This window comes from Afipia massiliensis (assembly GCF_001006325.2).
GTDB lineage: Bacteria > Pseudomonadota > Alphaproteobacteria > Rhizobiales > Xanthobacteraceae > Afipia > Afipia massiliensis_A.
Map to the genome: position 1 here is coordinate 1064534 of NZ_LBIA02000001.1, position 19820 is coordinate 1084353.

The 19820-nt window shown below is 57.2% G+C and carries 20 protein-coding genes; 5 read left to right on the plus strand and 15 right to left on the minus strand.

Annotated features, from left to right (window positions below):
- Window position 1: 1 nt before the first annotated feature.
- The 8 genes from YH63_RS05005 to YH63_RS05040 form a co-directional block, all read right to left on the minus strand.
- Window positions 2–715 (minus strand): ABC transporter ATP-binding protein, encoded by a 714-nt coding sequence (locus tag YH63_RS05005; protein WP_046828552.1) that lies wholly within the window; start codon window positions 713–715, stop codon window positions 2–4.
- Entirely contained in the window at window positions 712–1485 is a 774-nt protein-coding gene (locus YH63_RS05010) for an ABC transporter ATP-binding protein (protein WP_046828551.1), read from the minus strand. The genes YH63_RS05005 and YH63_RS05010 overlap by 4 nt, the downstream gene beginning before the upstream one ends.
- Window positions 1482–2489 carry a branched-chain amino acid ABC transporter permease gene (locus tag YH63_RS05015; RefSeq protein WP_046828550.1) on the minus strand — a complete coding sequence of 336 codons (1008 nt, stop codon included), beginning with the start codon at window positions 2487–2489 and terminating at the stop codon, window positions 1482–1484. The genes YH63_RS05010 and YH63_RS05015 overlap by 4 nt, the downstream gene beginning before the upstream one ends.
- Window positions 2486–3376 carry a branched-chain amino acid ABC transporter permease gene (locus YH63_RS05020; protein ID WP_046828549.1) on the minus strand — a complete coding sequence of 297 codons (891 nt, stop codon included), beginning with the start codon at window positions 3374–3376 and terminating at the stop codon, window positions 2486–2488. Before YH63_RS05020 ends, YH63_RS05015 begins: the two co-directional genes overlap by 4 nt.
- Window positions 3377–3385: 9 nt before the next feature.
- The gene (locus YH63_RS05025) at window positions 3386–4621 is read right to left on the minus strand and encodes an ABC transporter substrate-binding protein (RefSeq protein ID WP_046828548.1); all 1236 of its coding nucleotides are present in this window, start codon (window positions 4619–4621) and stop codon (window positions 3386–3388) included.
- Between the two features lie 508 nt (window positions 4622–5129).
- Window positions 5130–5900 carry an aquaporin gene (locus tag YH63_RS05030; protein ID WP_349642963.1) on the minus strand — a complete coding sequence of 257 codons (771 nt, stop codon included), beginning with the start codon at window positions 5898–5900 and terminating at the stop codon, window positions 5130–5132.
- Between the two features lie 90 nt (window positions 5901–5990).
- Window positions 5991–6968, minus strand: a complete 978-nt coding sequence (locus YH63_RS05035; protein ID WP_046828547.1) for a pyridoxamine 5'-phosphate oxidase family protein — start codon at window positions 6966–6968, stop codon at window positions 5991–5993.
- Between the two features lie 29 nt (window positions 6969–6997).
- The gene (locus YH63_RS05040; protein ID WP_046828546.1) at window positions 6998–7609 is read right to left on the minus strand and encodes a glutathione S-transferase family protein; all 612 of its coding nucleotides are present in this window, start codon (window positions 7607–7609) and stop codon (window positions 6998–7000) included.
- 730 nt (window positions 7610–8339) lie between these two features.
- Here YH63_RS05040 and YH63_RS05045 point away from each other — a divergent pair.
- The gene (locus YH63_RS05045) at window positions 8340–9233 is read left to right on the plus strand and encodes a LysR family transcriptional regulator (protein ID WP_046828545.1); all 894 of its coding nucleotides are present in this window, start codon (window positions 8340–8342) and stop codon (window positions 9231–9233) included.
- Between the two features lie 35 nt (window positions 9234–9268).
- Here YH63_RS05045 and YH63_RS05050 read toward each other — a convergent pair whose 3' ends face one another.
- The 5 genes from YH63_RS05050 to YH63_RS05070 are packed head-to-tail and all read right to left on the minus strand — an operon-like array spanning window position 9269 to window position 13891.
- Complete coding sequence (locus tag YH63_RS05050) at window positions 9269–10549, minus strand: ABC transporter substrate-binding protein (RefSeq protein ID WP_046829746.1); 1281 nt, start codon at window positions 10547–10549, stop codon at window positions 9269–9271.
- A 21-nt stretch (window positions 10550–10570) separates the two neighbouring features.
- Window positions 10571–11278 carry an ABC transporter ATP-binding protein gene (locus tag YH63_RS05055; RefSeq protein ID WP_046828544.1) on the minus strand — a complete coding sequence of 236 codons (708 nt, stop codon included), beginning with the start codon at window positions 11276–11278 and terminating at the stop codon, window positions 10571–10573.
- A complete protein-coding gene (locus YH63_RS05060; protein WP_046828543.1) occupies window positions 11275–12027 on the minus strand; it encodes an ABC transporter ATP-binding protein in 753 nt (250 codons plus the stop codon). The genes YH63_RS05055 and YH63_RS05060 overlap by 4 nt, the downstream gene beginning before the upstream one ends.
- A gap of 5 nt (window positions 12028–12032) precedes the next feature.
- Window positions 12033–13037: a branched-chain amino acid ABC transporter permease gene (locus YH63_RS05065; protein WP_246658013.1), complete on the minus strand. Its 1005-nt coding sequence runs from the start codon at window positions 13035–13037 to the stop codon at window positions 12033–12035.
- Window positions 13037–13891 carry a branched-chain amino acid ABC transporter permease gene (locus YH63_RS05070; protein ID WP_046828541.1) on the minus strand — a complete coding sequence of 285 codons (855 nt, stop codon included), beginning with the start codon at window positions 13889–13891 and terminating at the stop codon, window positions 13037–13039. Before YH63_RS05070 ends, YH63_RS05065 begins: the two co-directional genes overlap by 1 nt.
- 288 nt (window positions 13892–14179) lie before the next feature.
- Between YH63_RS05070 and YH63_RS05075 the strand changes: the two genes are divergently transcribed.
- The 4 genes from YH63_RS05075 to YH63_RS05090 are packed head-to-tail and all read left to right on the plus strand — an operon-like array spanning window position 14180 to window position 18391.
- Window positions 14180–14377, plus strand: coding sequence for a hypothetical protein (locus YH63_RS05075; protein WP_046828540.1), 198 nt, complete (start codon window positions 14180–14182; stop codon window positions 14375–14377).
- A 42-nt stretch (window positions 14378–14419) separates the two neighbouring features.
- On the plus strand, window positions 14420–15484 hold the full coding sequence (locus tag YH63_RS05080; protein WP_046828539.1) for a carbon-nitrogen hydrolase family protein: 1065 nt from the start codon (window positions 14420–14422) through the stop codon (window positions 15482–15484).
- A complete protein-coding gene (locus YH63_RS05085) occupies window positions 15477–16847 on the plus strand; it encodes a malonyl-CoA decarboxylase (RefSeq protein WP_046828538.1) in 1371 nt (456 codons plus the stop codon). The genes YH63_RS05080 and YH63_RS05085 overlap by 8 nt, the downstream gene beginning before the upstream one ends.
- 14 nt (window positions 16848–16861) lie before the next feature.
- A complete protein-coding gene (locus tag YH63_RS05090; protein ID WP_046828537.1) occupies window positions 16862–18391 on the plus strand; it encodes a malonate--CoA ligase in 1530 nt (509 codons plus the stop codon).
- A 216-nt stretch (window positions 18392–18607) separates the two neighbouring features.
- Here YH63_RS05090 and YH63_RS05095 read toward each other — a convergent pair whose 3' ends face one another.
- Together YH63_RS05095 and YH63_RS05100 are read right to left on the minus strand one after the other, a co-directional pair.
- Entirely contained in the window at window positions 18608–19201 is a 594-nt protein-coding gene (locus tag YH63_RS05095) for a mobile mystery protein B (RefSeq protein WP_046828536.1), read from the minus strand.
- Window positions 19198–19659 (minus strand): mobile mystery protein A, encoded by a 462-nt coding sequence (locus YH63_RS05100; protein ID WP_046828535.1) that lies wholly within the window; start codon window positions 19657–19659, stop codon window positions 19198–19200. The genes YH63_RS05095 and YH63_RS05100 overlap by 4 nt, the downstream gene beginning before the upstream one ends.
- Window positions 19660–19820 lie beyond the last annotated feature (161 nt).

The window sequence follows — 19820 nt, forward strand, 5'->3', positions numbered from 1 at the left end:
TTCAAATTGAGAGATAGCGATCGCGCAGCGTCTGATCGCTGCGGACGTATGCCGGCGTGCCGTGGAAGACCGTTCGTCCCTTTTCGAGGATGTAGACACGGTCGGAAAGATCGAGGACGAATTCGAGGTTCTGCTCTGCGAGCAGGATGGTGAGACCTTCACGCTTCAGCCGTAGAATTTGCTGATGCAGGTTTTCCACAACGATCGGCGCGAGACCTTCGGAAGGCTCGTCCAGCAGAAGCAATTGCGGATTCCCCATCAGCGTCCGGCCGATGGTCAGCATCTGCTGCTCGCCGCCGGAGAGGTAGCCGCCCTTTCGATCGCGCAACGCTGCGAGCTGCGGAAACAGGTCGAATATCCGCTCCATGGTCCAGGCGGAACGCCCATCCTTGGCGGCGCGCGCGCCGACATCGAGATTCTCGAAGACGGTCAGGTCAGCAAAGACACGGCGGTCTTCCGGGACCAGGCCGATGCCGGATCGCGCAATCCGGTGAGCCGGAAGACGCGTGATATCGGCGCCTTTCCAACTGATGGATCCGGCGCGCGGCGGCGTCAGCCCAATTACCGACCGTATCGTCGTCGTCTTGCCAACACCGTTGCGGCCAAGGAGGCCGATGCATTCGCCGGCCTCGATTTCAATTGAAAGATCAAACAGCACCGTCGACTGCGCGTAACCTGCGTACACACGATCGACCGAAAGAACCGGCGTGCTCATCCTCTTCCTCCAAGGTAGCTGCGCTTGACCTGCTCGTTGGCGCGAATGTCTTCAGGCGTGCCGTCGGCGATCAGCGTTCCCTGCTCCAGCACGAGAATTCTGTCGGAGATCGAGAACACCGCATGGATGTCATGCTCCGTGAACAGAAGCGTGATGCCTCGTTCACGCACGATGCGGCGGATGAGATCGATCGATCGCTCCGTTTCCGCAGTCGACATCCCGGCCGTCGGCTCGTCGAGCAACAAAAGCGTGGGATTGAGCGCAAGGGTCATTCCCAGCTCAAGCTGCTTCTGCTCGCCGTAAGCAAGAAGCCCGGCTGGCACGTCGGCGCCATCGAACAGCCCGACCGAGACAAGGACATCATTGGTCTCGCGCTGGAACATCGCTTCCGACCGCGAGAACATCTGAGAGCCAAGTCCGCGGTGCGCGATCAACGCGGCTTGGATGTTCTCGAACACCGTCAGCTTGGCGAAGACATTCGTCCGCTGGAACGATCGCCCGATTCCAAGCTTGCTCAGACGGTGCGGCGGCACACCGGTGATATCGCGACCGTCATACTGCACCGCTCCAGTCGTCGGCGTGTAGTGGCCGGTGATCAGATTGAAGAGGGTCGACTTTCCGGCCCCATTCGGCCCGATGATCGCATTGATCGTTCCGCGCTGAAGCCCGAAGCCGACATTGTTGATCGCCCTGTAGCCTCCGAAGAGTTTCGTAAGGGCCGTTAGTTCCAAACAGGTACCGTTCGTTTGGGCTGGGGAGACGTGGATCATGGCGTCCCCTCCTGTGCTGCCGTGCGAGCGAATTTGCCGCAACGAAGCTTCGAGACGAGGTAGTTGCGTCCGCGCTCGATGAGGTCGGCAAACCCGCCTGGTAGGAAGAAAATCAGTGCCATCAGCGCCAGTCCGACGATCGCAGACCAGTACTCGGTGATCGCCGTCAGTTCCTGATTGAGCCACAGCAGAAGAAACGCGCCGATGATCGGGCCATAGAAACGTCCCATCCCGCCGAGAACAACCATGATCAGGACTTCCGCGGATTTCGTCCAATACATCAGGTCCGGATACATTCCGCGGTTGAAGATGCCGAACAGCGACCCCGCCACGCCGGCGAACACGCCGGCGATCGCGAAGGCCGCAAGCTGATAGCGGTGCACGTTCACGCCGACAAACTCAGCCCGGCCTGGATTTTCCCGGATCATCGTCAGCACGCGGCCGAACGGCGATTGCAGGATGCGGTGAATGACAGCAAGGCAAATTCCGACGACGACCACGGCCACGATATGGAAGCGCTGACTAAGATCGAGCGTTCCCAGAACCGGAACATCATTGAGATGGTTGAGGAAGGCCGGATAGGGAATCCCGGACAGCCCCTGGTCTCCGCCGGTGATCCAGTTCAGCTTGAAGCAGAGCGCCCACGCAATCTGTGCGAACGCCAGCGTCAACATGCTGAAGTAGACTTTCGTCAGCCGGACGCAGAAGAAGCCGAAGATCACCGCGAGCAAACCCGCGGCCAACCCCGCCAAAGGCAATGCCAGGATGAATGGCACACCGCCGCTCTTCAGCAGGATACCGGCGGTGTAGGCACCGATCCCGAAATAGGCGGCATGGCCAAAGGATACGAGGCCGGTGTAGCCCACGAGAATATTCAGGCTGACCGCGAACAGCGCCCAGATCGCGACATCGGTTGCAAGGAACGTCCCGAGACCGCCGCCGAGAAGGGGATAAAGCGCAACCGCTATGACGGCTGCAATCGAGAAAAGATATCTTTGTGTCATGCGCGCACCGCCTCTCGGCTTCCAAGCAGACCATGCGGCCGGATGATGAGAACAACGGCCATCAACGCAAAGACAGCGAAGAGCGAAAACTCCGGCAGCAGGAATATTCCGAACGCGAGCACCTGGCCGTAGAGCAGCGAACCCAGCAGCGTTCCCCAGAACGAGCCCATGCCACCGACAACAACGGCAATAAAAGCCGCGATGATGATCTCAGCATCCATGCCAAGGCTGATCGCGGTGACCGGCGCCACGAGCGCGCCGCCGAGACCGGCGAGAAACGTTCCGACCGCAAAGACCGACGAGTTGAGCTGGGTGACGTTGATCCCCAGAGCACGCACCATTTCACGGTCTGCGGCCGCCGCGCGAATGATACGGCCGATCCGCGTGCGCTGAATTGTCAGCCAGAGGCCCAGAACAAGCACGACACACACCGCGCTCATGAAGAGGCTGTACTGCGGGATCACGGTGCCCGCGAGGTTCAACCCGCCGGCAAGCGCCGGCGGACGCGACACCGAGACCTGCTCGACGCCCCAGATCGCCTTCACAGCATCGGCGAAGACAAGCACCAATGCGTAGGTGAAAAGAAGCTGCAAGAGCTCTTCCTTGCCGTAGAGACGGCTGAGTAGCAGGCGTTCAACCACGAGACCGATGAGCGCGACGACGCTAGCTGCCAGAAGAGCACTCCCCCAGAAGCCGAGATTTCCGGTCCCGAGATACTGCGAGAACTGATAGGCGAGATAGGCGCCCAGCATGTAGAAGGAGCCGTGCGCGAAATTGAGGATCCGAACGACCCCGAAGATCAGCGAGAGACCGATCGCAGTCATGAAGAGGAATACTGCGGTGGTCAGGCCGCTAAACGCCTGGTTGATGATGATGGCTGCTGTCATGATCAGATCTCAATCCATGAATTTCGCGGGATCGATATTGATGATCGATTTCGGATCGAGGATCGGGAATGCAAAGCGCGGATCCTTGACAGCGATGCCGTAGATCTGTCCGCGGTTAGCCTGATGATCCTTCTCGCGCATGGTCAAAGGGCCGACAGGCGACTGAATTGTCAGCCCCAGCATGGCGGCGGCAACTTTCACCGAGTCGACCGATTGCGCCTTCTTGATTGCCTCGACCAGAAACTGCATGGCGATGTAACCCTGGATCGGCCAGGACGACGGCTCCTTGTCATTGGTGAAGGCTTTCAACTGCTCGGTGTATTCGCGGTGTCCCGCCGGGCCGTCCCAATAGAACGCGTCGTAGGAGTTGCCCCAGATGCCGAGAGGATAGTCGCCGCCGATCGAGCGCATGGTCTCGACCGAGCCGGCCTCGCCGAGCGCGAGCATCCGGAACTTGATGCTCTCGAAGTATCCGAGCGGCTTGCCCTGCTTGACGAGCGTGTCGAAGTTTCCGCAGCAAAGCACCGACACAACGGCGTCAGGCTTGCGGGACAGTTGAGCGGTCAGGAACGGCGTATAGTCCGGCTCGCTCAGCTTTGGCCATTGCTGGTCGACGATCTCGATGTCGGGACGTAATTGCTTGATGCGTTCGACGAACGACTTCACCGTATCCTGGCCATAAGCATAGTCCGGCGCGATGGTGGCGACGCGCTTGACGTCCTTCCACTTCGACAAGATTTCGGCAGCCGCACGTCCTTCCGTGGTGGTATTCTTCGCGACACGGAAAACGAACGGATGGAGTGTATCCGGCGCGGTCAACCGGTCCGTCGCCGGAGCCGGGGCGATAAAGACAACCTTGTTTTCCTTCGCGATCTCGGAAACCGCCGGTCCTTCCGCAGACGTAAACGTTCCGATCAGAAAATTGACCCGTTCACGGGTTATCAGCTCGCGCGCAACGCGCACCGCTTCGTCCGGCCGCAGCTTCGTATCGCGCGGTAGAATTTCGATCTTGCGGCCGAGCACGCCGCCAGACTTATTGATTTGCTCGGCATACATCTGGGCGCCCTTCAGAACCGGAACGCCGAACTGCGCACCCGAACCCGACATCACGATCGGGAATCCGACACGAATGGAATCTTGCGCGTAAGCGCTCCCCGTTAGCGTCATGGCTCCAATAGAAACGGCTCCAATAAGCACGGACGCAATCAATCCGGCCGCGCGGCGGCCTGTCGCGAGCATCGACATCTGTTTCTCCCTCGGTGTGTACGCTTCTGCGAGCGCTCTCTATGTGCAGTAACGCTATCGAAGGAAAAATCTGCTGTGCAGTCGTAAAATATGTAACGCACTGTGCATTTTTGAATCGAGCGTTCGTGACGCGATGCAAAAACGCACCGCGCGTTACGGGAACGCAGCGTTTCTGGAGAAGCCTGTCCGCGACAGCGGTGCTACCGTGATCGCAGTGATAAACGTAGATGGGAGAAAACTCATGTCGCAACCGGCCCGTCAGACAATCCCGGCACGATGGCTGCAACTGTGCATGACACTTGTTCGGTCGATACACCTCGCCCTCCGCCATACTCCCATCCACTAAGCCTGCATCGGACGAGCGCTTCGCTAATAGATCAACGCGCTGCCCGGTGTCGATTTTGCCAGACCATCCACACGCATAAAAAAGGGCTCGGCGAATGACGCCGAGCCCAGTCTGGGATGCTTACCAGTATGGGGGTGGGAAGCTCCCGTCGGAGTCCGCCTCTTACTGTGATGTCCGGAAGCTGAAGCCGACGAGCAGGGCCGCCAATAGAGGAGCGACGAAGAACAGCCAAACCTGAGACAGCGCATGGCTTCCCACGAAGAGCGCCGGACCGAGACTTCGCGCCGGATTTAACGACACGCCCGTTACATTGATGAACGCCACGATGATGACAGTGAGCGCGGCGCCTATCGCCAGACCGGCCGCATGGACGATGGAATTTTTCGACGTTGCGCCAAGAATGATCGCAAGGAAGATGGCCGTCGCGACGAACTCGGTGACGAACGCAGCGAAGACACCATATTGGCCAAGATACCCCGCCCCCCAGCCGTTCTGCCCAAGGCCAGACGCGGCGACATCGAAGTGACTCGCCAGCTTTCCGTTCAGGATCACCAACAGCAGGCCTGCGCCGATAACGCCTCCCGCCAATTGCGCCGCTACGTATCCGGCAACCTCCCTCGATTGAAATCTCTTCGCTGCCCAGAGCGCCAGAGTGACCGCGGGATTGATATGGCATCCCGAGATTGATCCCAATGCGTAGACCAGCGCAGTCACTGTGAGGCCGAAGGCCAGGGCGATGGGCAATGCTCCGAGCGGTGCAGCCGCGCCGTATGAACCTATCGCCACGGATCCACAGCCGACGAAAACCAGAATGGCTGTGCCGAAGCCTTCGGCGAGAAGTCTCTTGATTGGTGTCGACATGATTGCTGCCCCTTCGGAAGATTCCTTCCAGTAAGGCCAGCCTTCCAGCACATCAATCGCGCGAAAACTCAACCCGGTGTGCAAAAGTGTTCAAAGAGCATTCGCAGCCACCGGATCCTGGTGCCAGCGGTCGGGCCGATGCAGAGCTCAATTTTAGGCGACTCACTCGCTCCGGTGCCACGTTCCGGTCGATAGGGCTTTCGGAGAATATTCGACCACTTCCCCGATCAGAGGTATCGCCGCAGATCGAACTTTCCTGCCACGGACGACATGAAGGCGCCAAGCGCGTTCGGCGCCCTTAAACGCGCGGATCGATGGATCATCCCAAAGCAACTCGACTGTCCCCTGCAGCAAAAGAGTATCACCGGTCACAAAGTTCACGAAGATAAGCCCGGCCTTGGGGTTCAGCACAAAGTTGCCGAGAGTATTGAAAAAGGAGTTTCCCGCGAAATCCGGAATCGTGATTTCATTGTCGACCACATCGATAAAGCCTGGCTTCCCGCCACGGTGCGATACATCGCAATCGAACGATGTTCCGTCCTTAGTGGGCGAACATGATGCCACGAAGAACGTCGCGGATCGGCTGACGAGATCTCTCGCTTCCTCGTCCAGAACTTCGAACGATTCCACCTCGGCTGACCCGACGTAATCGGGCATCGCATTTTGTGTTGGATGAACATCACGAGTATGAATGTATTGAGGACAGTTGCCATAGCTTTGAACAACCGCGAGTTCAAACCCGCTCTCGTCGATAGCCACTACCGTTCCGTTTATGCGGTTCCGTCGGCGATTGGTTAAATCTATTCCCAGTACACCAAGGCTGGCTCCAGCAGATAGGTGCGCGCCAAGAGCGTCGAAAAATTTCGGTAGAGATGCAATACGCAAGTGTTCCGGATCGGATGATGAAACAAATCCGCGAGAACCAAACAGAATTGATGGGGTTGGCCAACCCATTTGATCTGACGAACCGACAAGAATATATTCGAGGCCCGCAAAAAACTCGCGATGCTGATCGGGCATACTCGTCCGGATAAAAACTTTCCCGCGATCATTCATTCTCTCGGCGACACCGACGCGACGCTGTGCATCAATCTCGCCTTGATGGAAGGGAGATGAACTCCCGTCGAAACGAGTAATCATGACAACATACTCGATAATTGGTGTGCTGATCAGCCTGCAGGCGGGTTAGGCATCCGTTGGAAATTTGGAAGCGCTTCCAATCTCTCCAGCCAGCCGACGATGTTCGCATAGGAAGATAGCTCAACACCGCCATCGGGCGCCGCGCGCGTGTAGCTATAGCAAGCCAGGTCGGCTAACGTCGGATAGTCTGCTGCCAGCAAATTATGCGCCGCCAAATAGCTGTCCATGACACCAAAAAGTCGACTTGCAATTTCGACCGCTTGCGAACAATCAACAGGCAATTTGAAAACTGTCCCGAGGCGGGCCGTCGCTGGTCCGTATGCAAGTTGCCCTGCGGCTACCGAAAGCCAACGTTGAACAGCCGCTTCACCAACGGGATCCTCTGGAAGCCAAGTTCTCTTTTCATCGTAGCGTTTAGCCAGGTAGACGATGATCGCATTGGAATCGGCAACAATGACGCCGCCATCATCGATGACTGGTATTTGACCAAAAGGATTCATTGCCAGAAACGCCGGTGTCTTCCGATCGGCAGGCGGCGTCGGAATTAGTTCATATGGAAGCGATAGAAGGCCGAGTAGCAGCTCAACTCGGTGGCTGTGTCCCGATAGTTTTCCGCCGTAAAGCTTGATGGAACGCGACATTTATCCCCCTTTGATCTCGAACCTACTCGCAGCCAACCGCTTAGCATTATGTGTTCTGCCGATAATCCAACCCTTCGGAAAATAACTATTGCGGATTCTGCAATAATGCACATTTGGTCATTCCACGAGATGCAGTACACGCGTCATCCTCGACATTTAGATTTTGGTTGCGTGCCAACTGAACTTCGCTTTTGCAAGCGGCGATGGCTCTCGCGCAAAACGAATTAAAGGTCGAAACGCTTTTCGATGAAGACCTTTTGTGGTGGCAGGCAAGAACAGCCCATGGTCAATTTGGAGGATGTCACGCTTCAAGCGCTTGCAACTGCAAGGTGGATACTTGCATCAGCGGACAACATGGCGCGTTCATTGGTGCGGCAAGCCTTCAAGTCACAAAAGATCGCCCTCCCAGAGCCGCATATCGCAACATCTCCATGCAGCTGCGAATGCAGCTACTCTAGGAAGGCGACCAACGTAACCGTCATGAGCGAACGGATTTCGTCACAGCAGCTTGGCGCTTCATAAATTACCGATAGATATGGAGAAGAAATTGGTTGTGGCCATGGCTACGCCGAGACAGCGATCGCTCTCAACGGTCGAAACCTTCATGAAAAGCGCCAGGCCGTTGCATTTCTAAAAGATGAAGGCGCATAAGCGACTAACAACGGTAAAAGCATGTTAGTCTTTGCTCTCGTATCCTATTTGAGCTCATAAATATTGGCGATCCGCTACTATGTTTAACTGGAACGATTTGGTGTTCTTTCTGGAACTGGCGCGTCAGAACCGCCTCGCTCCAGCGGCACGGCGTCTACGCGTTGACCACACTACGGTCAGTCGCCGGATCGCCGAGCTTGAGCGGAGCCTCTCAGTCAAGCTGTTCGACCGTAAACCGGATGGCTTCGTGCTGACCGAACAAGGCCATCGCCTATTCGCGATCGCTGAACGGATCGAGCAGGAGATAGGCAACGTGCCTCAGGCCCTCGGCGCCGAAGACATGGCAGCGACAGGCCGCGTTCGCGTGGTCACCATGGAAGGCATCGGAGCATTCTTCTTCGCCGAACGGATGGCGGAACTGGCGCAAAGACAGCCTGGCATCGTTGTCGAGCTGGTAACGGAGCGCCACATCATTAGCCTCACCAAGCGCGAGGCCGACATTTTCATCAGCTTCGTCCCGCCCGTGGGACAGCGCCTCGTCATAAAAAAGCTGGGCAGCTTCCGCCTCGCTCTCTATGCAAGCGCGACCTACATCAGCCGGAACGGGATGCCAAAGGACCAATCCGAACTCATCCACCACACCTTTGTCGACTATGTTGAAGACTTGATCGCTATCCAGCCAGTGCGCTGGCTGCTCGACGTTATCGACCCGCTTACCGTCTCATTTCGCTCATCAAGCATGCACGCTCAGCAGAACGCAATCGCGGGCGGAGCCGGAATCGGCCTGCTGCCGCTGTTCTCGGCGAAACGAAACCCAAGCCTCCTACCGATACTGCCCGATGCAATACAGGTACACCGTGACGTCTATCTGTCCGTGCATGAAGATCTAGAATTCCTTTCGCGTGTCCGTTCGGTGATCCGATACCTCGGCGAAGTATTCCAGCGCGACAGCACTTACCTGAACGAACTATAGAGATCGCGGGCGCCTGCACGCCCGCGATACTGTGATCAAATCGCGTTCTTGGAGAAATCGAACCGTGGAGGAAGCACCTTCACCAGTTCCTCTTTTGTCACCTTTTTCTTAACTTCAAGCTTGCCAGCTTCGACGCGGGAAATGTAACAATCCACTAGCCCCGAGTGGTCCTCGCGACGCAAAAGCTTCTCGCCCTGCGGGTGACCGATAGAGTTCATCAGCTTCGCACCCTCAAGCGCTTCGATAACTAGCTTGTCGTCCTTCTTCGTCTTCCAGCCCGAAGTCTCGATCGCCTGTTTGAGCGCGAAGACGTTTTCCCACGACTGCCAGGCATGGCTCTTAGCCATCACTCGCTGCGAATTGGTCTCACGCGCGTCGACATCATCAATTCCCATACGCTTGTTGTGTTCGCGATGAAACGCGTCGTCTTTATATTTGAGCATTCGTGGAAAATTCTCGACGAGATAGACGCCCTCGCCCGCACCCTGAAGGTCGCTTGGAGCGATCGCTTCCATGGTCCCGCAGATCGAATACATCCGCATGGTCTTCTCAAGACCCATCGACTTGGCTTGAGTGTAAAATGCCACCGCCTGCGCACCGAAGAACACAGAGAACAAGACCTGTGTCTCCTGGGGGATCTTGGCGAGATAAGGCACCATGTCCTTGGCATCGAGTGGCACGAAGATTGGAGCGTTGACCTTTCCGCCGAGCTTTTCGATGACAGCCTTATGCTCCTGATGATGGCTGTGGCCCCATGCGTAATCCGGGGAGATAATCGTCCAGTTCTTGCCGAGATTCTCGAAGGCCCAGGGCGCGCCCGCCGCGGCCAGCGTATAGGTGTCAGTGCCAGTGCGGAAGGAATAGCGGCTACCCTTGGAGCCGGTTGCTTCCGTCGCCTCCCCCGCTGAGAAATAGACAGTCTTAAGTTCAGTCGCGACCGGAATTGCCGACAACATAACACCAGAATGGACCGAGCCTACGATGAAGTTCGCCCCGCTGCGCTCAATAAGCGAACGAAGTTTGCGGGTGCCGGTGGCCGGATTGGATTCGGTGTCTTCTGTGATCAGCTCAACCTTGCGCCCGGCGATGCCGCCTTGCTCATTGACGAGCGCAACCGCAGCTTTTGCCGCCTTGTCATGCCAGTACCCCCATGAGGCAAAGCCGCCAGTCAGTTCGCAATGATGGCCGAGAATGATCGGACCGCCGTCGCGGGCATAAAGATCACGCGTCAAGCCAAGATAGGCGGTTCCCGCCGCGGCGCCCCCCGACAAGGCATGGGACAGAAAACTTCTCCGGCTTAGTTTGTACTTGCTCATGATATTCTCCATACCTTCGCTTCAGATCGATACGCCAAGATAGCGATGAACAGCCGAAGGATCGGCGGAAAGCTGTTCCGGCGTCGCCTCGTGGACGATGACACCCTTCTCCATCAGGTAAATCCTGCTCGCGAGCTTCAAAGCAGTGCGCAGGTTCTGCTCGACTAGGAGAACCGCAACACCGCGACTCGCGATTGTGGAAATCTCGCGCCGGATTTCATTGACAAGTTTGGGCATGATGCCTTCGGTCGGCTCGTCAAGCAGAATGAGCTTGGGGGAACGCATCAGGGAGCGCCCAAGCGCCAGAATCTGCTGCTCTCCGCCCGAAAGTGTTCCCGCGCTTTGATGCCGCCGCTCGAGCAGACGGGAGAACCTGTCATAGATGTAATCGCGAATGGTTGGATCAGGCCGCTCGCGCAATCCGAGAAACAGATTCTCTTCGACAGTCAGGTTCGGGAAGATACCGCGCCCTTGCGGTACATAGCCAACACCTTCACCGCTCACGCAATGCGGGGGCAAGCGCGCTAAGTCCTCGCCGTTAAAATACACATGTCCACTCTTACGCGGCAGCAATCCCAAAATTGCGCGCAGCGTCGACGTCTTGCCAACGCCGTTGCGACCGAGTAGCGCGACAGTTTCACCCGAATGGACATGAAGCTGGACCCCACGCAGAACCGGAATGCGGCCGATCGAAGCAGTGAGATTGACGACATCCAGAACCGGTTTCATTCCACCTCCTCCGGAGTGCCGAGATAAACTTCCTGAACCTTGTCGTTCTTCATCACCTCATCTGGCGTACCCTGGACCAGAAGCCGACCCTGCGCCATCACCGTAATCAATTCTGCTATTTTGAAAACGACTTCCATGTCGTGCTCGATGAGGATGATATCTACCGTGCGCGCAAGACTTGTGATGCGCTCCACAGTGCGCTCGGTCTCGCTCGGGCTCATGCCGCAGATCGGCTCGTCCAAGAGAAGAAGCCGGGGTCGGTTGGCAAGCGCTAGTGCGATTTCGAGCAGTGCAACATCGCCGTACGACAGCACGCCGGCATTTATGGAGGCGAGACGATCCAACCCTGTCTCCTGCAGAATCTCATCGACACGTCGATTGACGCCGCGATAACCGCGCGCTGGACGAAACGGATTCGACACACCTTCATTGGCGAACACTGCGATGCGTATATTGTCCTTCACCGACATGCCGCCAAACACACTTTTAATCTGTAGCGTGCGTGATAGGCCACGAGCTACGATCTCGTGCGGCGCCTTTCCAATAAGATTTTCATCCTGGAAAAGGACGCGGCCGGATGTCGCCGGGAGCATACCGGTGATGAGATTGAACAAGGTGGTCTTGCCCGCGCCGTTCGGACCAATCACAGCGTTCAGAATACCCTTAGGGAAACGAATGCTTATATCGTCAACCGCAGTGAGACCACCGAAACGCTTGGTCAGACCCTGTATTTCCAGCGCCGTTTCCATGTCGCTTAATCCATCTCTGCCAGGGATTTGATGTCGGCTGCCGCCCGATCATCCTTGCTCTCGCGCCGCTCGATCAGGTCGTTAAAGATTCCGACGATGCCACGCGGCGCGAACATCACGACGAGAATGACCAGCGCTCCGACTGCGATGAGATAGTTCTCCCAGACGCCGGAGACCACCTCGCGAAACAGGATCAGTAGCGCCGTGCCGATGAAAGGCCCCAACAACGTGCCGGCGCCGCCGACTATGCTCCACACCACGGCCTCGCCGGAGACGTGATAGAACATGTAGGAGGCCGATGCGTAACGACCGAACAGCGCGAACAGCGCACCACCGACACCAGCAAGAAATCCAGCGATCACGAAAGCAATCCAGCGCGTCAGATAGACATTGATGCCGATCAGCGAAGCGCGCTTTTCGTTGTCACGCACCGCCGCAAACCGCATTCCAAGCGGACTTGCAACAAGCAGCGCGAACCCGGCAAAGCAAGCAAAGCAGACCACGTAGATGAAATAGAACTGCGTCACGCGGTCGGTCAGCGAGAGCCCCGCGGCCTCCCACAAGACAGGTGTGCTAAAGGACAGGCCATCGTCGCCTCCGGTGATCGATTTCGCCGACATTGCAACGAAGTAGAAGATCAGCGAGAACACCACGGTGATGATCGCAAAATAATGCCATGTCAGACGGACAGCGATGGCTCCCGCGATGGCCGCCATAGCGCTCGCGGCAAAGACGCCGAGAAAGAGCGCCGGCCAAAGCCCAAGGCCGAAATGGCTGACGCCGATCGCCACGCCATACATGCCAAAACCGAAATAGAGCGCTTGCCCGAATGACAGCAAACCGACATAGCCGAGAAGCAGGTTGACGCTGGCGGCTAGCAGAGACCAGATCATGATCTCAGCGATGACGTTGATCCAAAACAAGCTACCCAACTGCTGCAACACCAGCGGCGAGAACGCCAGAGCGATAGCGACAGCGGCGATGCCCGCCCATTTGATCCGGCTCGCCATTATCGGGTCGCTCCTGCGAATAGACCGTTCGGCTTGACAAACAGAACGCCACTCATGACTGCGAGGGACGTAATTCGGGCGAGGGTGGGATCGGCGAAGCTCGATACCAAGCCTTCGAGCACAGCCAGAAGAATAGCCGCCGCGACAGTCCCCTTAAGATTGCCGAGACCACCGATCACTACCGCCATGAAGCTGACCGGCAGGATGTCGATACCGGTACGAAATTCGACCGTGGTGATGGGCGCGGCAATGGCGCCGCCGAGCAACGCCATCGCGGTCCCGAGACCAAAGGTAAAGGCGCACACGCGCGCTACCGGAATACCAAGTGCCGTCGCGGTTTCGCGATCGTGACGCACCGCGCGGATCCAAGTTCCGAGGGTGGTTCGGGACAAAAACAAGAAGAAGGCCGCAATGCACAGCATGGCGAACAACGCCGCAAACAGCCGGTAGATATCGTATTCGAGGCCGAAGAGAGGAACGGTGCCTGGGATGGGCGCGGGCATGCGCTGAGCCTGTGCGCCGAACGTCGCTCGCACAGTTTCCTGCAGGATCATCGAAAGCCCGAATGTCGTGACAATGGTGAGCGAGGCTGCTGTAATAGTCGGCCGAATCACGAGCCGCTCGATAACAAGGCCGAGCGCAAGGCCGAGGAGCGGCACAAGAACAAGCGCAATCCAGAAACCTGTGGTGCCCGCGATAACCAGCGCCAACACAGTGCCGACCATGAAAAAGTCGCCATGCGCCACGTTGATAATGTCGAGCAAGCCGAAAATGATCGAGAGGCCTAGCGCGATCAGGGCAACAATCAGACCCCACACCAAGCCGTTAATTGTCAATGCAATGACAAGGTCCATGCGCTCCGCCCAGATTGGTGTTTCGAGTAGAAAACGATTGTTTCCTTCCCGCTTTTGACAAACATGCAACACTTTCGCGTCAGCGGAAGCAAGAAAACGTGCAAGTGGCTTTGCGCAAATCATCTGTCCTGTTTGCGAGCAGTTGCACAATGAATCGCCACGAAAGCATACAGGCCTTCATTGCACCGGAGCGTCAAGCGCCGCAAACATTGCTTTACCTTGGACATACTTTCCAATCTGATCGGAGATTTATCGCACTGCGAAGTACGCTCCGCGAAGGAAATACCGATGCGCTACAAGACCGTGAGGCAGCAGCATCTTGCGTATTGCAAATGCAACGACCGGAGCGCGGCACTCTCTAGCACGCTGCACAAATTGCGCGTCACGCTCGGCGAAACCGAGAAGTATTGCCCCTTCATCGATGGCGGAATGCTTGCAACAGGCCTTGCAAGATTCGGCATCATTGCCTCGCGGAGCGCGTGCTAATCTTGGCCATCTAAATAAAAGTAGAAAATGAGGTTTTGTGCCATGTCGTCGCTTGTGAAAGTTGCTGCGGTTCATGCAGCGCCGGTCTTTCTCGATCGTACCGCCACCACCGAGAAGGCGATTTCGATTCTGAGAGAAGCTGCTAATGCTGGTGCGGAGCTGATTGCGTTTCCTGAAACCTATATTCCCGCTTTTCCAGTCTGGGCCGCTCTATGGGCGCCTATCGACAACCACGACCTCTTTACGTTAATCGCCGAACAATCAGTGGCACTGCATGGCCCTGAGATTGCAGCAATACGTCGCGAGGCGCGCGCGCTCGGCGTCATCGTTTCGATGGGCATCAGTGAGAGCTCAACCGCCAGCGTTGGTGCGATCTGGAATAGCAACGTCCTGATCGGCAGTGATGGCGAGATCCTCAATCATCATCGCAAGCTCGTGCCTACCTTCTATGAGAAGCTAATATGGGCCGCAGGCGACGGAGCTGGTCTCAAGGTCTCCTCGACCCCAGTCGGGCGGATCGGAAATTTGATCTGCGGCGAAAACACAAATCCACTCGCGCGCTATGCACTGATCGCACAGGCCGAGCAGATTCACATCTCGAGCTGGCCGCCGATGTGGCCAACCCGTCGCCCCAGTGGTGGTGGAAACTTTAACAACGTCGCAGCCAATCGCATCCGCGCGAGCGCACACTCATTCGAAGCCAAAGCCTATGGCATTGTCACGGCCGGCTATATGGACTCTGCGATGCGCGACTTCCTCGTCGCCCGCGATCCGTCCGTGGTTGAGGTGATCGACCGAACACAGCGCGCCGCCAGCTTTTTCGTCGATCCCACTGGAGAGACCGTGGGCGAGATGTTGCAGGATCAGGAAGGCATCGCCTACGCCGAGTTTGATCTGACCCGCTGCATCGAGCCCAAACAGTTCCACGATGTTGTTGGCTATTACAATCGCTTCGACATTTTCGATTTGACCGTCAATCGCAAGCGTCTGAAGCCCGTCACCTTCTTGGACATCGCCGATTCGTCATCCGTTCCCGAACTCGACGAAGTCAGCCCTCAGGACGATGCTCTGTCGCGGAGCTACAACGGAAGGAACTTGGATGCGTGAAACCTTCTTCGCTGATTTGCTCGCCCAGATTGCGGAACGCGGCCGCGCCTTGTTTCCTGGAGGCCGCCGCGTTCCGCTGATTGGGCATCAACCCGACATTCTCGATCTGTGCCACGCCCTTCTGTCACGTCGGGGGGAAGCATCAGGCGTCGCACTTGCGGATCAGATTCTGAACATCTGGAGCCAGAGCGATAGCGAACGCAAGAAGCATTTCTTGCTCGATCTCGTGGCGGATTTCGGTCCCTTGATTGCGCAATTGGAAGCTGCTGTAACGGCATGGACGGCGCAGCAGTCCGAAACAGCGCTCCGCGCAATCCACGCCGCCGCTGAACCTCGCCGGCAGGAACTCATCCGCCGCCTCAATCTCGCACCAGGCGGCACGCGCAGGCTGGTGTCGATGCGGGAGGAGATATTTACCCACCGCAAGGCGCATCCTGAACTCGACATTCTCGACGCCGACTTCGTGCATCTATTCTCGTCGTGGTTCAACCGGGGCTTCCTGGTGCTAAGGCGGATCGACTGGTCCACCTCCGCCAACATTCTTGAAAAAATCATCCGTTACGAAGCCGTTCATGCCATCCACGACTGGACGGAGCTGCGACGGCGGATCGAGCCGGAAGACCGCAGACTGTTCGCGTTCTTCCATCCCCAGATGACCGACGAGCCCCTGATATTCGTCGAAGTCGCGTTGACGCGCGACATTCCCGACAGCATCGCCCCGCTTCTTGCGCCCGACCGCCAGGCGATCAGCTCGACCGAAGCCGACACCGCGGTGTTCTATTCGATTTCAAACTGTCAGGAGGGATTGCGCGGCGTATCGTTCGGCAACTTCCTAATCAAGCAAGTGGTCGAGGATTTGCGCCGAGAACTACCCAATCTGAGGACGTTCGTGACGTTATCCCCGGTACCCGGGTTTGCAAAATGGCTCGACCGGCAGCGAGGCGCTGCCCCGACTTGGCTTACGCCAGCGGATGGGGAGGCGCTTGATACCCTGCGGCAAGCCGGCTGGACCAACAATGACGAGGAACGCGTCCGCCTCACCGCGGCATTGGACGGCGCAGCATCACAATACTTTCTGGCCGAGAAGAATGAGCACCAAAAGCCAGTCGATCCGGTTGCGCGGTTTCATCTGGGCAATGGCGCAAGGCTCGAACGTTTGAACCCTTTCGGCGACACTTCAGCGAACGGACTCCGGCAGTCCTATGGGCTGATGGTCAATTATCTCTATGACCTCAAGAGCATTGAACGGAATCACGAGGCCTTCGCCGAAACCGGTGAAGTGGCCGCATCGAGCGCTGTGCGCAGCAAGCTGCGATCTTCTACAGCTTCCAAAGGCATCAGCACTCAGACTGTTGTCGCCTAAGTCAGGACAGAATAATGACAGCTGAACCGGCCAATCTGTATGCGACCTTTGTCGCGCGTTGTGCAAATCCCGATAAGATTTTTATCGAGACGCAGGACGGCCGCCGTATCCGTTATCGCGATGCCTTTGATCTCGCCGGACGGATCGCTAACGTACTAAAGACAAAGGGTGTGAACCCGCTCGACCGCGTCGCGGTACAAGTGGAAAAATCAGCTGAGGCGCTAATCCTTTATCTAGCGTGCCTGCGGATCGGTGCGATCTATCTGCCGCTAAACACAGCCTACACACTTAACGAGCTTGAATACTTCATCGGCGACGCCGAGCCACGCGTTGTTGTCTGCGCCCCCGCGGCCCACGATGCAATCCAGTCACTCATGACTCGCCTTCCTGGCTCGTCCGTCGTCACTCTTGGAACGAAATCCGACGGATCGTTGATGCAGCTATCTCAGGCCGCATCAGCGCATATTGAGAACGTCCCGTCCAGTCCCGATGACGTCGCAGCAATTCTCTATACTTCTGGCACCACTGGCCGCTCAAAGGGTGCGATGCTAACGCACCATAATCTCAGATCGAACGCCGTGACACTGGCAGAAGCATGGCGGTTCACCGAGGGTGACGTCCTGCTCCACGCTTTGCCGCTGTTTCACACCCATGGGCTGTTCGTCGCCACCAACGTTGTTTTGATGAGCGGCGCACGCATGATCCTGATGCCGAAATTCGATCCTGCAGTCATTCGCGAGAAACTTCCGGGCGCCACAGTGATGATGGGCGTTCCGACATTTTATACTCGCTTGCTTCAGGAGGACTGGCTTGACGCTGCGGCGGTCTCCCACATGCGCCTGTTCGTCTCTGGCTCGGCACCGCTACTGGCGGAGACCCACCGCGAATGGAGCAAACGAACAGACCACGCCATTCTTGAGCGTTACGGCATGACCGAAACCAACATGATCACGTCCAACCCATATTCCGGCACACGCATTCCCGGAACGGTCGGCACGCCGCTTCCAGGCATCGACGTGGTTATCACCGACCCACAGACCGGTGCGCTTCTTGCGCCAGGAGAGGTCGGCATGATCGAAGTTCGTGGCCCAAACGTCTTCCAGGGCTATTGGCGGATGCCGGAAAAAACAAAAGCCGAGCTGCGCAGCAATGGCTTCTTTATCACGGGTGATCTTGGCAAACTCGCGGGAGATGGCGTGCTCTCGATCGTAGGGCGCGGCAAGGATCTCGTGATCACGGGTGGATATAACGTCTACCCCAAGGAGGTGGAGACACAGATTGATGAGATCGAGGGCGTGGTCGAGAGCGCAGTCATCGGCGTCCCCCATCCCGACTTTGGCGAGGGAGTGACCGCAATCATTGTGAAGGATGTGGCGCACGACCTCGACGAGCAGGCAATCGTAAAAGCGCTGGACGGTCGGCTTGCCAAGTTCAAGCTGCCAAAGCGGGTAATCTTCGTCGAAGATCTGCCGCGAAATACTATGGGAAAGGTGCTGAAGGAGGTGCTACGGCGACAGTACGGGTCGATCTACACGCACGGGTAGCCGTTTGCAGGGCAATAAATTAACGACGAGAGCTGCGACAGTATCAACCGTTCGAATAACAGACGTCCATCAGAACTTCTCGGTGGGTTCTGCGAAGGGATTCACCGACGTTGAGGCCGAGGCGATACTCAGCCTTGTTTTAAAGCGGTGCAGGGGTTTTGCAGCTTAGCGCCGCTCCGCGGGCAAAGTCCCCGCCCTGCTCCGGGAAGTTCGCACTTATGCGCGCGCGAATGCCAGCAATTGCCCGAAGTCATGATTATCAGCGGCCTTAAGCGCGCTGATGTAAGTGGTGCGCAGCGTGCCCGTATCATGAATGGTGCCGCTGCCCCAAGTGAACGGCTCGCCTCCAAGCTTCTCAATCAGCAGATCGGCCATCATCCGTGCGTGGCGGCCATTGCCATTCGGAAAGCCGTGGATCTGTGTGAGACGATGATGAAGCCGAACCGCAATTTCGTCGGGCGAGAAGGTCTTGTTCTCGACCCAAAAACGCGCGTTGTCGAACATCACGGGCACCTCGGCCGCAACCAGATGGGGCGCGATGCCGATATTGAGTTCGTTCTGGCGGTAGGCGCCAGCCCATTTCCAGACTTCTCCGAACATCTGCTTGTGCAGCGATTTCGAGAAACCTTCATTGAGCAGCGCCTCCGCGCCGCCTCGGCGGCGACGTGCCCAAGCGGAGCCGTTGACGATGTTTTCTTCTTCGACCTCATTGAGGTCGGCGCGCGTCGTAATCCACGTCTGAAGCAAATCGCCGCGCAATGCGGGATCAAGTGGTGTTGCATCATCCGGCTCCTGAAACAGGTCCGTCATGGCTTGTCCCAGAGATCCCGCTCTTTGACCTTATCGCGGATATACGTTTCGAGACGCTCGTCCGTACTGCCGTCGGGCGTTTCCTGCGCTTCGAGTTTCATTGTATGCGAAACACGTCCGAGATCGCGCAAGGCGATTTTGCGCGCGCGCGCGCGCACCGCGCCTTCGAGCGTGTCGTTTGGCACGAGCGCATAAACAAGCGTGCAATCGAGCGCTTCCGCAGCACGGCGCAAGGTTTTGAGCTGGATCGCCCCGCTTTCTTCCGACGCTTCGAGCGCCGCGACGCTCGGCGGCTGCACGCTGAGACGGCGGGCGAGCTGGACGCCGCTCATGCCAAGTGCATCGCGGACGGCGCGCACCCACCCTTTGGGAGGCGCTCGGAAGCGCTCGGCCGGCTTCAGGGGAGCGAGGCGTTCATCCAGGCGCTCCCGGGCACGTTTGCGAGCTTCTGTTTTCATAGCGCAGCCTAATTTTTTGATCTCGAACTTAGATCATAGACGAATTTTCAATCTATAATATAAGTCTATAGCCTAATTTTTCTATAATAATATTATACCACAGACTAATAAAACTTCAGCTCCTTATTTGCCTAACAATTTCAGTCACTTAAGATCGAGAA